Source organism: Lacticaseibacillus kribbianus, from assembly GCF_020180945.1.
GTDB classification, from domain to species: Bacteria; Bacillota; Bacilli; order Lactobacillales; family Lactobacillaceae; genus Lacticaseibacillus; species Lacticaseibacillus kribbianus.
Window position 1 is genome coordinate 1453273 of the sequence record NZ_JAIPUL010000001.1, and the last position, 14429, is coordinate 1467701.

Here is a 14429-nt window from a genome sequence, read left to right on the forward strand (position 1 = left end):
TCGCCATTTTCCGAAAAAAACACGTGACCGTCGCCTACTCCACCGTGACGGACTTGGCCAGGTTGCGCGGCCGGTCGACGTCGTAGCCGCGGTCGAGGCTGGTGAAGTACGCGAGCAGCTGTCCGACCACGATGGTCACAAGCGGCGTCAGGAGGCTTGGCACGTCCTGCACGACCAGCTCGTCGTCGGGCGTGGCCAGGCTCGCCGCGGCGATGCGCAGCACCCGCCCGCCGCGCGCCTCAACCTCCTGGGCGTTGCTTCTGGTGTGCGCCGCGGTCGCCGGGTCGGTGATGAAGGCGACCACCGGCGTGCCCTGCGTGATCAGCGCGATGGTGCCGTGCTTGAGCTCGCCGGCCGCAAAGCCCTCGGCCTGCACGTAGGAGATCTCCTTGAGCTTGAGCGCCGCCTCCAGGCTCACGGCGTAGTCCGCGCCGCGCCCGATGAAAAACGCGTCGCGGGTGTCGCCGAACAGCTCCCCGGCCAGCGCGTGCACCGTCGGCTTTTCGGCCAGGATGGCCTCCTGCGCCGTCGCCGCCAGGCTGAGCTGGTGGGCGACGTCAAAGGCCTGGGCCGCCGGCACGCCGCGTTGCTGCCCCAGCGCCTGCGCCAACAGCGCCTCGACGGCAATCTGGGCGGTGTAGGCCTTGGTCGACGCGACCGCGATCTCGGGGCCGGCGCACAGGTCCAGCGCGAAGTCCGCCTCGCGGGCCAACGTCGAGGTGGCGACGTTGGTGATGGTCAGGCTCGGGAAGCCCTGCCGCTTGACGTTGACCAGCACCTGGCGGCTGTCGGCCGTCTCACCGCTTTGGCTCAGGAAAATGAAGAAGGGTTTTTCCGCCAAAAGCGGCTGGTGGTAGCCGAACTCCGAGGCCAGGTGGACCTCCGTCGGCACCTGGGCGAGCTGTTCGAACAGCGGCTTGCCGACCAGCCCCGCGTGGTAGCTGGTGCCGGCGGCGACGATGTACAGCCGGTCGGCGGCAGCCAGCGCGGTCAAAAGCGCCGGGTCAACGGCGATGCGACTGTCGGCCTCGACGTAGCGGCTGACCAGCCGGCGCAGCACGGCCGGCTGCTCGTCGATCTCCTTGAGCATGTAGTACGGGTAAGGCCCGAGGTCGAGGTCGGCGGCGTCAAGCGCCACGGTGATCGGCGTGCGGTGCTGAACCTGGCCGGCCAGCGTCTCGATGCGGCAGCTGTCGGCCGTCAGCGTCACCACCTCGCCGTCCTCGAGCTCGAGGAACTGGTCGGTGCGATCCAGCATCGCCAAGGCGTCCGAAGCGACGACGTAAAACCCGTCCCCCTGCCCGATCAGCAGCGGGCTTTTGGCCTTGGCCGCGTACAGGTGCAAGGGATCGAGGCGGTCGACCAGGCAGCAGGCGTACGAGCCCTCGCACAGGCTCAGCGCCTTTTTGAAGGCGGCCGGGGTGTCGAGCCCCTGGCGCGCGAAAACGGCAACCAGCTGAACCAGGACCTCGGTGTCGGTGTCGCTGGCAAGCGTCACGTTTTGCAGGAACCGGTCGGCCAGCGCCTGCGCGTTGGTGATCACGCCGTTGTGCACGAGGTAGAAGCGTTCGTCTGACGAGACCTGCGGGTGCGCGTTGGCCTCCGTCGGCCGGCCGTTGGTCGCCCAGCGCGTGTGGCCGATGCCCATCACGCCCTGAATGTCCGGCATGACCGCGGCCTCAAGCGCGCTGATTCGGCCGACGCGCCGGATCAGGTGGTCGTGCCCGTGCTGGTCGTTCACGTACAGCCCGGCCGAGTCGTAGCCGCGGTACTCCAGCTTCTCAAGCCCGCCCAGCAACACCTGGGTCGCATCCTGCCTGCCAATGACACCGACGATTCCACACATAACCACTCAACATCCTTTATTGGTATATTCCGTTTTTCACAAATTGGTATTAACGGTAGTTCAAACTATAAACCCGTGTATCAAGCGTGGTCAAGGAAAATATCGTTATTGGTATATCTTTCTTAACATTTTTGGTCAGGACCAAATTGATTGACGTGGAGAAGTGATTCGATGGAAATGTGGGCACTGCCCACAGGATTGCCCAAGTGGCTCACCGAGTCGCTCAGTACAACCTCCCACATGACGCCCCCCCGATGTAGGGCGGAGGCACGGCCGCCCCGGGCCGGAGCCGGAAGCGCCGCCGTGGCCGGGCCGGAGCCCGGGCGACAGTCACAGTGTCGTCGGGCTACGTGGGATGGATTGCTACGCGAGGAGGCTCGAGCCAAAGTACGGCTCAAGCCTCCTCGCTAGGCAATCCATCCCGCTAAGTACGCGCTTAGAGGCCCTGGGGAACAAAAAAAGACCCGGTTTCCCGGGTCTCTCTGCGGCTGGTCTAGCAGCCCATCTCTTGTTCCACGACCGCGGCGATTGAGTCGACGTACTGGTCGACCAGCGCCTGCGTCTTGGCCTCGGCCATCACGCGCAGCAGCGCCTCGGTGCCGCTTGGGCGCACCAGCACGCGGCCGTCGCCGGCCATCTGGGCCTCGACGGTGTCGATGGCCTGCTGGATGGCTGGGTAGTTGTGCCAGTTGTTCTTGTCGGTCACCTTGATGTTGACCAGCTTCTGCGGGTAGGTCGTGACCGGCGCGGCCAGCTCGGACAGCGGCTTGCCGGTCTGCTTCATCACGTTGAGCAGCTGGATGCCGGTCAGCATGCCGTCGCCGGTGTTGTGGTAGTCGAAAAGCACGACGTGACCGGACTGCTCGCCGCCGATGTTGTAGCCGTGCTCGCGCATCTCCTCGACGACGTGGCGGTCGCCGACCGCGGTCTGAACGGACTTCATGCCGTTGGCGGCCAGGGCCTTGTACATGCCGAGGTTGCTCATCACCGTGGTGACCACGGTGTCTTGCTTCAGGCGGCCCTTGGCCTTCATGTAGTTGCCCAGAACGAACATGATCTTGTCGCCGTCGACGATCTGCCCTTTTTCATCCACGGCGATGCAGCGGTCGCCGTCGCCGTCGAAGGCCAGGCCGACCTGCGCGCCTTTTTCAACCACCAGCTTGGCCAGGGCCTCCGGGTGCGTCGAGCCGACGTTCTTGTTGATGTTCAGGCCGTCCGGGTGGGTCGCCATCAGGTCGAACTCGGTGTCCAGATCGGCGAACAGGCGGGAAACGAGGTTCGAGGTGGCGCCGTTGGCCGCGTCGAGCGCGACGTGGATGCCGGACAGGTCATCCGACAGGGTCTGCTCGAGGAACTGGGTGTACTTGAGCGCGCCTTCCGGGTAGTCGGCGACGGTGCCCAGGCCCTCAGCGGCCGGCCGCGGCAGGGTGTCCTCCGGGGCGTCCAAAAGCGCCTCGATCTCCTCTTCGGTGGCGTCGGACAGCTTGTAGCCGTCCGGGCCGAAGAACTTGATGCCATTGTCGGCGGCCGGGTTGTGCGAGGCCGAGATCTGAATCCCGGCAGCCGCGCTTTGCACCTTGATCAGGTAGGCGACGGCCGGCGTGGTGATCACGCCCAAGGACAGCACCTCAATGCCGACGGACAACAGCCCGGCGGTCAACGCCTGCGCGAGCATCTCCCCCGATGCGCGCGTGTCGCGTGCGACCAGCACCAGCGGCTTTTTGGCCGGGTCCTGGTTGTGCTGGGTCAGCACGTAGCCGCCGCAGCGGCCGAGGCGAAACGCCAGCTCCGGGCTCAGTTCCTGATTCGCAATTCCGCGGACCCCATCCGTACCAAAATACTTCGTCATCGTAATTTCCTCATTTCTTCTCGGTGTTTAGTCCGCGTCTTCGCTACTGGACGTGGTGGAACTTGATGCGCTGCTCGACGCCGTTGCGTCAGAACTGCTTGAGCTACTGCTACTGCTGCTGGCGGGGCTGGTCACCTCGCCGGAGCTGACAGTCGGTGCCACGGTGACCTTGACCTTGACGGTGGTCGGCGCGGTCGCAATCAGCTTGGGCTCGACGTCCAACAGCGCGATGGTCTTGGTCGTGGTCTGGCCGATGTCGGCGACCGCGACGGGCACCACCAGCTTGTCGAGCTTGGCCAAAATCTCCTTGGGGCCGTACAGCGTGACCGACTTGGTGGTGGTGCTCAGCGTGTACGCCAGGCCGCTGGTGCCCTTGCCCTCCTGGCTCAGGGCCAGCGGGACCTTTTTGGACGGTAGCGCAATCGGCAACTTGACCTGCACCGTCTCGGGGGTCATCACCACGTTGACGGTGTTGCCGCTCTTATCGAGTGCCTGCAGCAGCACGGTCTGCGACACCGTGCTCTTGGTGTTGCGGTTCAGCGGCAGGTTGGCGACGATCTGCGCGACGCGGTCGATCTCGCCCTTGCTGCCGGTCACCGACACGGTCTCGGCCGACAGCTGCGGGGTGTCCGCGGTGTAGCCCGGCGCCAGGCTGTCCTGGTTGTACTTGACCTGGATCGGCATGGTCTTGGTCTTGCGGTCGCGGATGGTGACCTGAATCGTCTTGGGCTTGAGCGTGTAGGTCAGGTCCTTGTTCAGGCCGCTGGTGGTCAGCGCGACCGTGTGCTTGCCGGGGCCGAGCTTGCGGAGGTTGGCAATCACCTGGAAGTTCAGGGTGTTGGCCGTCATCGTCACCAGGCTGTTGGACCCCTCAAGGGTGATCGCCACCTTTTTGGGGAAACCGGTGATGAAGTACTTGTCCGTGTCGGCGTTGAGCTGCAGCGTCACGTTCAGCGTGCGCTTGGTGGTCGCCGAAATCGCGTTGTGGCGGCTGGTGGACGGCGTCAAGTTGTTGAGGTCCTCGGCGTGGACGTAGGCGAACAGCCCGACGGCCAAAAGCAGCGCGAGCAGCCGGTAGAACCAGGCGCTTTCCCAAAATTTGCTGAGTTTCATCGCTTGGTCCCTCCTTTGTGCAGGAGCTCGGCGAAGAAGCTGTTCACCGGGTTGGTTTTGGCCTCGGGCGCCGGCACCAGCTGGGCGGTCAGAAGCTTCAGGTAATCCTCGCGGGTCAGGTCGCGGATCAGGTGGTTGTTGTTGGTCACCGTCACGCCACCGGTTTCCTCAGACACCACGATGGTCAAGGCGTCGGTGACCTCCGAGATGCCGACCGCGGCGCGGTGGCGCGTCCCGAGCTCCTTGGGAATCAGGTTGCTCTCGGACAGCGGCAGGTAGGCCGCGGCCACGGCGATGCGGTTGTCGCGGATGATCACCGCGCCGTCGTGCAGCGGGGTGTTGGGGATGAAGATGTTGATCAAAAGCTCCCCGGAGACGTCCGCGTCCAGCGGGATCCCGGTTTCGATGTAATCCTCAAGCCCCGTGTTCTGCTGGATGGAGATCAACGCCCCGATGCGGCGCTTGCTCATGTACTGAATCGCCTTGTCCAGCTCCTTGACCATGCGCTCCTCGACGTCGTGGCGGTCGGTGCGCATCCAGGGCAGCACCGAGCCGCGGCCGAGGTGCTCGAGTCCGCGGCGAATCTCCGGCTGAAAAATGATGACCAAAGCCGGCACCGACCACGTGATGATCAGGTCGATGATGTAGCCGACCGTCTGCAGGTGCAGGGCCACCGCCACCAGTTTGATGACGGCGATCACGAACACGCCCTTGAGCAGCTGGACGGCCTTGGTCCCGCGAATCAGCACGATCAGCCGGTAGACCACGTACCAAACCACAAGGATGTCGATCACGTTGGCGAGCGTCGACCAACGCAGCAGATTGGTCCAAAAATCCTGCATAGACTTGCCTCCAATTCAGTGCCGGCCAAAATCGGCCGTCGTGTTACATATTATTATACCACGCCGGCATAACGGAATTGAGGCGGTAAACAGAATCCTTGTAATGCCGGCATCCCCGCACCCGGCCGGCCACGCCAAAAAGGCCGAACCCGCCCGTTCGACCTCCGCCTGCTGCACCCCAACACCCCGATTGCCGTCGACACGCGCCGCGCCGACCTGGCCGCGCCCCCGACCCACCGCGGGCTGTCCCGGGTCTCCCGGGCCGCGGCGGCCCCTCGGCCCGGCACCGCCGCGGCGGCGCGCTCAAGCCGCCATCTCGCTGGCCGTGACGACCCGGCCGCCCAATCAGCCCTGGCCCGCCGCCGCATCGGGTGCCGCACACACCCCGCGACCGCGCCGCAGCGGTGCGGCCTTGGCGACCAGCTCGGCCACCGGCAGCTTCACGGTCAGCTCGGCCGTCCCCACGCGCACCACATACAGGAACAGGTCCTGATCCACCCGGCGCGCCTGCTGAATCTCGAGGCGGTCGCCGACGTGCAGCAGCCGGGGCTTGACCCCGCCGAGCTTGGCCCCGATCGGCGCGGTCACCACCCAGTCCGGGTAGATCCAGGACGGCTGCGCCATGAAGCGCCGGCTGTCCACCGGGGCCGCCCCGGTCGCAAGCGCCGGCCAGGCCACCGTCGCGCTGCCCTGCCAGGGGGTGACAATCCGGCGCGCCGCCACCCGGGCCACGCCGCCTGCCGCCTTCCCCAACGCGTCGCCTGCCGTCTTTTCTTTTGCGTCGCCTGCCGCCGCGTTCGCCGTGTCGCCTGACGACGCGCCCCTCGCCTCGCCTGCCGCCGCGAACGTCGCGTCGCCCGCCAGTGGCACCCCCGCGTCGGCTGCCGGCGCGGCGCCCCCATCGGCCGTCCCCGCGCCCCGCGTCTCGTCTGCCGTCGCGAACCCCACGCCGGCGGGAATCGTCGTCGGCCAGGTCTGGCCCGCGTAAGTCAGGACCACCGGAATCGGGTGGTGCGTCACCCACAAGTTCATCATCGCTTCGCCTCCATCGTCCGACCGTTTTCCGGCCGCTCGGCATAAGGATAACGGCTAACCGGCCAAAACTCGAATTATCAGCTTGTGATTTTTTCCGCACATTACGGGCGGTCAAAAATGCGCCCCGGCCCCGCGCGGCCCGCCGGCGACGGGAGCCTAAATGCTTGTGCCGCCCCGCCCTCAATGCGTTAGAATACGGGTAAACAGACAACTGTGCGGACGCACAGCCGCGACCCTCGGGGACGTCTCGAAAGGAGTGGCAATGATGGACGAAACAAATCTTCGCGCCCAGTTCGCCAAGGCGGATTCGGCGCAGGCGCTCGCGCTGTTGAAGACCCAACCGACCGGCCTCGGCGCCGAAGAGGCCGCACGCCGCCTGCAGCAGTACGGGCCCAACACGATCAACAAGGCCCGCGGGCAGTCGCAGTGGCTGGTTTTTCTCAAAAACTTCGCCAGCCTGATGGCGATCCTGCTGTGGGTGTCCGGGCTGATCGCGATGCTGTCCGGCACCGTGGCGCTGGGCGTCGCGATCTGGCTGGTCAACGTGATCAACGGCCTGTTCAGCTACTGGCAGGAGCGCGCGGCCAAGAAGGCGACGGACTCCCTGATGGCGATGCTGCCGACCTACGTGCAGGTTTTTCGCGACGGCAAGCTGCAGCAGCTCGACGCCACCGCGATGGTGCCCGGCGACGTGTTCGTGCTGCAGGCCGGCAACGCGGTCCCCGTCGACGCCCGGCTGCTTGAGGCCAGCGCGATGCAGGTCGACCAGAGTGCGCTGACCGGCGAGTCGGTGCCGGAGTCCAAAACCGTGCGCTACGACCCCGGCGAGGGCGAGTTCGCCGAGTCCAACCTGGTCTACGCCGGCACCACCGTCGGCGCCGGCAGCGGCAAGGCGCTCGCCTACGCGACTGGCATGCGCACCGAGTTCGGCAAGATCGCCGCGTTGACGCAGAACCAAAAGAAGGTGCTAAGCCCGCTGACGCTGGAGCTCAACCGCCTGACCCGCCAGATTTCGCTGATTGCCATCGGCATCGGCGCCGCCTTTTTCGCCGCCGCGATTCTGTTCGTGCACTACCCGGCGGCCCAGGCGTTCATCTTCGCGCTGGGCATGATCGTCGCGTTCATCCCCGAGGGGCTGCTGCCGACGGTGACGCTGAGCCTCGCGCAGGGCGTCCAGCGCATGGCCAAGAAGCACGCGCTGGTCAAGGACCTGAACTCCGTGGAGACGCTGGGCGAAACAACGGTGATCTGCTCGGACAAAACCGGCACGCTGACCCAAAACCAGATGACCGTCAACCACGTCTGGACCCGCGCCCACACCTTTGCCGTCACCGGCCTCGGCTACGTCAACAACGGCCAAGTCGAGCTTGACGGCACCAAGCAGCGCTACGACGCCGACCCGGATCTGAAGAAGCTGATCGAAATCATGGCTCTGGCCAACGACTCGGCCGTCGAACCCGCCAAAGACGGCGGCAAGCCCAAGCTCCTGGGCACGCCGACGGAGGCCGCGCTGGTGATCCTGGCCCAGAAGGCGGGCTTTGACGCGACCGCCGCGGCGGCCGCCACCCCGCGGCTCAAGGCCTTCCCGTTCGACTCCGAGCGCAAGCGCATGTGCACCGTCCACCGGCTGGACGACTCGGCGCTTGCCGCCTTCGTCAAGGGCTCGCTGTCCGACCTGCTGCCGCAGTGCGACGCCATCCTCGTGAACGGCCGTGAGCGGCCGCTGACCGAAGACGACGTCCGCGCGATCAACGCCGCCAACCAGAAGTACGCGGCGCTTGGCCTGCGCAGCCTGGCCGCCGCGTACCGCACCCTGCCGCGCGAGGGCGAGGAGGCGTCTCAGCTGGATCAGCTCACCATCGAAAACACCGAGGCCCACCTGACCTTCGTCGGCCTGGCCGTGATGGCCGACCCGCCGCGCCCGGAGATCTACGACGCGGTCGCCAAGTGCCACGCCGCCAACATCAAGATCATCATGGTCACCGGCGACTCGGCGCTGACCGCCAAGTCGATCGCGGTCAAAATCGGTCTGACCAGCCCGGCCGCCCGGGTGGTCACCGGCAGCGAGCTCGCCGCGATGAGCGAGTCCGCGCTCCAAGACGCGCTGAAGGGCGAGATCATTTTCGCCCGCGTCGCGCCCGAGCAGAAGTACAAGATCGTCTCGACGCTGCAGAAAAACGGCGAGATCGTCGCGTCCACCGGCGACGGCGTCAACGACGCGCCGGCGCTCAAGAAGGCCGACATCGGCGTCGCGATGGGCGTGACCGGCACCGACGTCGCCAAGGACGCCGCCGACATGATCCTGACCGACGACAACTTCGCGTCCATCGTCGCCGCCATCGAGGAGGGCCGCACCGTTTACGCCAACCTCCAGAAGTTTTTGACCTACATCCTGACCAGCAACGTGCCCGAGGCGGTGCCGAGCGTCCTGTTCCTGTTCTCGCGCGGCCTGATTCCCCTGCCGATGACCGTGATGCAGATCCTGACCGTTGACCTGGGCACCGACATGCTGCCGGCGCTCGGGCTGGGGTCAGAGCAGGCGGAGCCGGGCATCATGCACCAGCCGCCGCGCAAGCGCTCCGCCCACCTGCTGAGCCGCCGCGTGATCTGGACGGCCTTCGCCTGGTACGGGCTGATGGCAAGCATCGTCTCGACCTTCGCCTACTTCTTCGTCAACCTGCAAAATGGCTGGCCGCAGACCGCGCTGGCGGCCAGCGGCGTGACCTACGCCAAGGCCACCACGATGGTGCTCGGCGCGATCGTCTTCTCGCAGATCGGCAACGCCCTGAACTGCCGCACCAAGGCCGCCTCGGTGATCCAGTCCGGCCTGTTCGCCAACCGCCGCATCTGGTTTGGCATCGCCTTTGAGGTCGCGCTGTTCTTCGTCCTCACCGTGACCCCGGGGCTGCAGGGCCTGTTCAACACCACGCCGCTGGGCCTCGCCGACTGGGCGCTGCTCGCCGTAATTCCCTTCCCGATTTTTCTGATTGAGGAGGCGCGCAAGGCCTGGGTAAGGCACCGCGCGGCCTGAATCAGTGCAGCAAAAAAGCCGACACAATCGTGCCGGCTTTTTTTGTGCTGCAGTCGCAGCCCGCAAGGCAGACGCGCCCCAGGCCCTGCGCCGCTACCGCGCGATGAAGTCCGCGGGCACCACCACCCGGCCGCTGCGCCGGCCGATGGCAAGCTCTAACGCCGCGCGGCCAACGCGCTTGAAGTGGTGGTCGATCGTCGGCAGCCCGAGTAGCCGCCCGGCCAGCTGGTTCTCCTGCCCCATCAGCCCCGGCACCGCCAGGCCGTGGTCCAGGTAGGACTGCCGCACCCCGGCGGCGATGTCGTCGCCGTTTGCGAACACGAAGTCGGCCTTGGCCCGGGCGAAAAACGCCCCGGCGGCGACCCCGTCTTCGTAGCTCATCGAGTCCACCCAGCACAGCGCCGGGTCCGGTGCCGCGCCGAACACGCGGGTGTAGGCGGCGACCAGCGCCTGCGATGTGGCGGACAGCGCCGCCTTGCGCGGCAGCATCAGGCCGACGCGGGTGAAGCCCCGGTCGCGGATCCACGTCAGCGCGTCGTCGTAGCTCTGCCCGCGGTCCGTGTAGGCCGCCGGCAGCTTCGTCGCCCCCGGGTCCTGGCACACCACCACCGGCCCGAACGCCAGGTACGGCTCAAGCGCCGCAAGCGCCAGCTGGTGGGAGGTGAAGATCAGCGCGTCGTAGGCCTTGCGCCGCAGCTGCTCGAGGTAATCCTTTTCAACCGCCGGGTCGTAGCCCGACGGCAGCATCACCACGTTGTAGCCGGCGGCAAAGGCGGCGTCCATGATGCCCACCGTCAGATCCGTGAAGTACGGGTGCAAAAACTGCGGCAGCACCACCCCGATGGCGCGCGTGCTGCCCCGGCTGAGGTCGCGCGCGACGTCGTTGGGCACGTAATTGAGCTCCTGGATCACCGCCTCGATGGCCGCGCGCACCGCCGGCTTCACGTAGGGCTTGTGATTGAGCACCCGCGACACCGTCGCCACCGAGTACCCGCTTTTTTTCGCCACATCACGAATGGTTGTCATGTTGTCTCCTCCCGGCATCTCCCCCAGTGTACCAAAATGGCCGGGCTTCTGCTCAGAAGGCGAGTGAGCAAAAACTGCGGCCAGGGAGAGTTAAAGCAGCGTGGCGTTCAGGCGGTTCAAAGCCGAAGCGTTGGATTTCAGCGTGCCAAGCGTGTCTTGTTGAGCAACCAGCTTGGCGACCGCCGGGGCAGCCACGGTCTCGTAGTCGCTGCCGTCGGGGATGACCAAAACCAGGGCGTAGTCGACCGGCGTGCTGGTGTCGCCCCAGCGCACCGTCTCTTGGAAGGTGATTAACAGCGACTGCGGCCGAGTCAGCTGGTCCGAGGTGGCGTGCATGACCACCACGCGGTCGGCCACAATCTGCGTGCCGGCGACCTCGCTGGCAATGAAACTCGACTTGAGCGCCTGGCGATCCAGGTTCAGCCGGTCGGCGACAACCGCCGCAACGGCGGTCAGGGCGGCCAACTCGTTGGCGTTATCCAGGGGCAGGTCAACAACCGCGTGCTTCTTAGCAAACAATGTGAACATGGTAATCCCTCCATAGTAGACTGAGCAGTGTCATCGGCTGCAGGTCGGCGCGCCCCTCACCTGCAAAATCAGTGTATTCTGTGTAACGCGTTTCAGGTCAAGCGTTCCAGCAAAAAAAGTTTTCAGAACTTTTGAGCGCAGAATCGGCGCAGCAAATTGCCCGCAGATTCGGCCAAGAAAACCCGTCCGCAGCGCTTCGCCCAGGTGTGCTCAGCACAACGCCCCATTGTGCCCAACCAAGGTCTGCCCGCAATGCCAAGCACTAACAGTACCGCAAGGCTCGGACAGTCCAAGCTCCCAGCGCGGATCACTCGTGCTTTGAACCCCGTAGCCAATCAACCACGATGTAGGGCGGAGGCACGCACGGGTCACGGCTGGAGGCGGAGGGCCGAGGCGAGCCAGCGTGAAATTGCAGTAAGTCGGCGATTTGTGCCGACTTACTGCAAGGGCGGGTCTTGAGACCGCACTTTGGGCTCAAGAGAGCCCCACGCGTTCCGCCGCCTCGGACCGGAGCCGGAAGCCGTGACCCGTGCGTGCCGGAGCCCGGGCTGCTCCGCTCTGGTCGTCAAGCCCGTCCCGCTGAGCCCGCGCTTCTCCGCTCTGGTCATCGTCGAGCTCCGCGGGGCAACGGCCACCCGTCCAGCTAAGTCCAGCGCTCGGGCCAAAGTGCGGCCCAAGCGCTGGACTTACGCTGGCCGGTGGCCTAAGTGCGCCCCGCTCTGCTCTGGGGAACGCAAACAGGGCACCGCAGACAATGTCTGCGGTGCCCTGTCGGTTAGTCGCTACGGCCGTAAGCGACGAACTACTTCTTAACTTCGGTGAAGGTCACACGCTTACGCAACTTTGGAGAGTACTTCTTCAAAGAAAGACGATCAGGCGTGTTACGCTTGTTCTTAGAAGTTAGGTAAATTCGTTCGCCGGTTTCGGCGCAAGCAAGAAGAATGTTATCACGCATCTTACTTTCACCTCCCCTTTCAAGAATTACTAACTTTACTAGCATACAGGATTCTGCCGGAAAGTCAAGCACTAATCCTTGTCACCCGCTACGGCGGGCCTGAATCAGACCGTCAGCGCGATTTTGCCGATGCCCTGGGCCGAATCCATCACCGTGATGTCGAAGTCGAACTTCGAGAACAGGTGGGTGAGCTTCTTGAAGTTGTCGCGGTCAAAGGAGCTCAGGTTGCCGTCGATGGTCGTGATGCCCGCCTTCTTGGCGAGGTTGATGAACGCCTTCAGCGCCAGCGTCGCCAGCCCCATGTTCTGGAAATCGTAGAACGCCAGGCGGCTTTCGGAACCCAAGGTCTCGAGCACGGTGATGTGCATCGTGTTCTGCCAGCGGTTCAGGTCGAACAGCAGCTGGGACTGGAAGTCGGCCTTGGAGTGGCCGTACTTGTCGACGTTTTCGAACGGGGTGTACACGCTGACGGTGAAGCTGCTGCGTTTTTTATCCTCGAGTTTGTAATCGGTGTAGACGATGTACTGCGTCGCGGTCGTCTCGCCGGGCGCCTGGGGCCGGTTCATGCTCGAGAGAATCGTGAACTGGGGATCCTTCTCGATCGCGGCTAGCCGCTTGGCGTACACCTGATCATACTCTGTCTGCGAGCTCATTGTGAAACCTCCACATATAATGTTGGTTTCATTATAGCATTAACTCGGCCATGCCACGAGTAATCTTTGAAAAATGAAAAGAAAAAATATTTTACATCACATTAATTGATTTTCGTTTTCATTTTTCAAATCCAGGGTGAAGACGTCGACCGCCTCGGGCCGCCCCAAAAGCGCGCCGGGCTGGGCCTCAAGCCGATCCGCGCGGGTGAACCCGAGCGCCTCAAGCACCGCGGCCGAGCGTCGGTTGCTGACCGCGACGAACGCCCAGACCCGCGCGATGCCCTGGCGGCGCAGGTCATAGATTACGGTGGTCAGCGCCGCCTGCATCAGCCCCCGGCCCCAGTACGGGCGCGCCAAGGCGTACCCCAGCTCCCGCTCCGGCGCGTCGGGCCCGCCGGCGGCGCGGGCGTAGACCCCGACCTGGCCGACCATCCGGCCGTCGTGCACCACCGCCAACACCTCCGGCGCGTGCGAAAGCCGCGTCTCGGCCGCGGCGAGGTCCGCCACCGGCGCGAGGCCGGCCGGCCCGGCCACCGCCGGGTCGTTGGCGTAAGCCAGAAACGCCGCGGCATCCCCCGGGCCGATCGGGCGCAGCGCCACCTCAGGCAGCGCGCGGCGCGTCACGCGCCGATCACCGGCCAGCCCGCCGGAAGCGGCAGACTGAGTGCGTGGCGCTCGCCGGTGAACGGGTCGGTGATGGCCAGGGTGGAGGCACACAGCAGCTGGTGTGGCCACTGCGCCGTTGCGTGCCCGTACAGCGGGTCGCCGACCACCGGGTGGTCGATGTACGCCAGGTGCGCGCGGATCTGGTGCGTGCGCCCGGTGTGAAGCGTCAGCTCGACCAGGCTCTGCGGCCCGGCGGCCAACACCCGGTAGTCGGTGATTGCCTCCTGGCCCGCCGGCGTCACCACGCGGTGGATGCCATCCTCCCCCTTGCCCAGCGGCAGGTCGATCACGCCCTGGGCCGGCTCCGGCGTGCCCTCGACCACCGCCTGGTAGGTTTTGGTCAGCGTGCTTTCGTCCAGCAGGCTCTGCGCGAACACGTGCTTGGCGACCAGCACCAGGCCGGTGGTGTCGCGGTCCAGCCGCGTCATAATCGCCGGCTGCGGGCCGTCGATGCCCTCGCTTGCCAGGTAGGCCGCCACTCGGTTCAGCAGGCTTTCGGTCGGGTGGCTCGGGCCGGGCACGCTGTTGAGCCCGGCCGGCTTGTTGACCACCAGCCAGTTGTCCAGCTCCAGCACAATGTCGAGGTCCCCGGGCGTCTGCGCGACCGCGTCGCTCGGTGGCAGCTCAAAGCGCACCTTGGCGGCCTTGGCGACCCGCTCGTTCACGCTGGTCTGCCGGCGCCCCAGCCAGACGGTGTTGGCCGCCGCCAGCTTTTTGTACAGCCGCCAGCTGACCCCGTGGGCGTCCAGAAGCCGCCGCACCGTCGTCTCTCGTGTTGCCGTGAATTCGAATTGATAGTTCATCTCGCACCTCCAAGTCTCGATTATACCCAATGTCGGCCGGCCGCGCCGGAGAATCGGTGCGCACCCGCAAGCGATTTGGGTT

12 protein-coding genes are annotated in these 14429 nt (G+C 65.4%); 1 reads left to right on the top strand and 11 read right to left on the bottom strand.

Annotated features, from left to right (window positions below; translation table 11 throughout):
• Nucleotides 1-34: 34 nt before the first annotated feature.
• The 5 genes from glmS to LE416_RS06965 form a co-directional block, all read right to left on the bottom strand.
• Complete coding sequence (gene glmS / locus LE416_RS06945) at nucleotides 35-1846, bottom strand: glutamine--fructose-6-phosphate transaminase (isomerizing) (RefSeq protein ID WP_225047729.1); 1812 nt, start codon at nucleotides 1844-1846, stop codon at nucleotides 35-37.
• Between the two features lie 493 nt (nucleotides 1847-2339).
• Nucleotides 2340-3695 carry a phosphoglucosamine mutase gene (gene glmM, locus LE416_RS06950; RefSeq protein ID WP_225047730.1) on the bottom strand — a complete coding sequence of 452 codons (1356 nt, stop codon included), beginning with the start codon at nucleotides 3693-3695 and terminating at the stop codon, nucleotides 2340-2342.
• Between the two features lie 27 nt (nucleotides 3696-3722).
• A complete protein-coding gene (locus LE416_RS06955) occupies nucleotides 3723-4808 on the bottom strand; it encodes a CdaR family protein (protein WP_225047731.1) in 1086 nt (361 codons plus the stop codon).
• Nucleotides 4805-5650 (bottom strand): diadenylate cyclase CdaA, encoded by an 846-nt coding sequence (cdaA, locus tag LE416_RS06960; protein WP_225047732.1) that lies wholly within the window; start codon nucleotides 5648-5650, stop codon nucleotides 4805-4807. The genes LE416_RS06955 and cdaA overlap by 4 nt, the downstream gene beginning before the upstream one ends.
• A gap of 345 nt (nucleotides 5651-5995) precedes the next feature.
• Nucleotides 5996-6685, bottom strand: coding sequence for a hypothetical protein (locus LE416_RS06965; RefSeq protein WP_225047733.1), 690 nt, complete (start codon nucleotides 6683-6685; stop codon nucleotides 5996-5998).
• 265 nt (nucleotides 6686-6950) lie between these two features.
• On the opposite strand from LE416_RS06965, the gene LE416_RS06970 reads away from it, so the two are divergent.
• Nucleotides 6951-9716 (top strand): cation-translocating P-type ATPase, encoded by a 2766-nt coding sequence (locus LE416_RS06970; RefSeq protein WP_420844372.1) that lies wholly within the window; start codon nucleotides 6951-6953, stop codon nucleotides 9714-9716.
• Nucleotides 9717-9809: 93 nt separating this feature from the next.
• Here LE416_RS06970 and LE416_RS06975 read toward each other — a convergent pair whose 3' ends face one another.
• The 6 genes from LE416_RS06975 to LE416_RS07000 form a co-directional block, all read right to left on the bottom strand.
• Nucleotides 9810-10742 carry a LacI family DNA-binding transcriptional regulator gene (locus tag LE416_RS06975; protein WP_225047735.1) on the bottom strand — a complete coding sequence of 311 codons (933 nt, stop codon included), beginning with the start codon at nucleotides 10740-10742 and terminating at the stop codon, nucleotides 9810-9812.
• A gap of 90 nt (nucleotides 10743-10832) precedes the next feature.
• The gene (locus LE416_RS06980; RefSeq protein WP_225047736.1) at nucleotides 10833-11270 is read right to left on the bottom strand and encodes a PTS sugar transporter subunit IIA; all 438 of its coding nucleotides are present in this window, start codon (nucleotides 11268-11270) and stop codon (nucleotides 10833-10835) included.
• 802 nt (nucleotides 11271-12072) lie between these two features.
• The gene (gene rpmG / locus LE416_RS06985) at nucleotides 12073-12225 is read right to left on the bottom strand and encodes a 50S ribosomal protein L33 (protein ID WP_054718962.1); all 153 of its coding nucleotides are present in this window, start codon (nucleotides 12223-12225) and stop codon (nucleotides 12073-12075) included.
• A gap of 104 nt (nucleotides 12226-12329) precedes the next feature.
• Entirely contained in the window at nucleotides 12330-12878 is a 549-nt protein-coding gene (locus LE416_RS06990) for a hypothetical protein (RefSeq protein ID WP_225047737.1), read from the bottom strand.
• 96 nt (nucleotides 12879-12974) lie between these two features.
• A complete protein-coding gene (locus LE416_RS06995; RefSeq protein ID WP_225047738.1) occupies nucleotides 12975-13502 on the bottom strand; it encodes a GNAT family N-acetyltransferase in 528 nt (175 codons plus the stop codon).
• Entirely contained in the window at nucleotides 13499-14347 is an 849-nt protein-coding gene (locus tag LE416_RS07000) for an RluA family pseudouridine synthase (RefSeq protein WP_225047739.1), read from the bottom strand. Before LE416_RS07000 ends, LE416_RS06995 begins: the two co-directional genes overlap by 4 nt.
• Between the last annotated feature and the right edge of the window lie 82 nt (nucleotides 14348-14429).

Bases quoted from the DNA above. Each gene is read 5' to 3' on its own strand.
- glmS (WP_225047729.1), bottom strand. From the start codon at position 1,846: ATGTGTGGAATCGTCGGTGTCATTGGCAGGCAGGATGCGACCCAGGTG.
- glmM (WP_225047730.1), bottom strand. From the start codon at position 3,695: ATGACGAAGTATTTTGGTACGGATGGGGTCCGCGGAATTGCGAATCAG.
- LE416_RS06955 (WP_225047731.1), bottom strand. From the start codon at position 4,808: ATGAAACTCAGCAAATTTTGGGAAAGCGCCTGGTTCTACCGGCTGCTC.
- cdaA (WP_225047732.1), bottom strand. From the start codon at position 5,650: ATGCAGGATTTTTGGACCAATCTGCTGCGTTGGTCGACGCTCGCCAAC.
- LE416_RS06965 (WP_225047733.1), bottom strand. From the start codon at position 6,685: ATGATGAACTTGTGGGTGACGCACCACCCGATTCCGGTGGTCCTGACT.
- LE416_RS06970 (WP_420844372.1), top strand. From the start codon at position 6,951: ATGGACGAAACAAATCTTCGCGCCCAGTTCGCCAAGGCGGATTCGGCG.
- LE416_RS06975 (WP_225047735.1), bottom strand. From the start codon at position 10,742: ATGACAACCATTCGTGATGTGGCGAAAAAAAGCGGGTACTCGGTGGCG.
- LE416_RS06980 (WP_225047736.1), bottom strand. From the start codon at position 11,270: ATGTTCACATTGTTTGCTAAGAAGCACGCGGTTGTTGACCTGCCCCTG.
- rpmG (WP_054718962.1), bottom strand. From the start codon at position 12,225: ATGCGTGATAACATTCTTCTTGCTTGCGCCGAAACCGGCGAACGAATT.
- LE416_RS06990 (WP_225047737.1), bottom strand. From the start codon at position 12,878: ATGAGCTCGCAGACAGAGTATGATCAGGTGTACGCCAAGCGGCTAGCC.
- LE416_RS07000 (WP_225047739.1), bottom strand. From the start codon at position 14,347: ATGAACTATCAATTCGAATTCACGGCAACACGAGAGACGACGGTGCGG.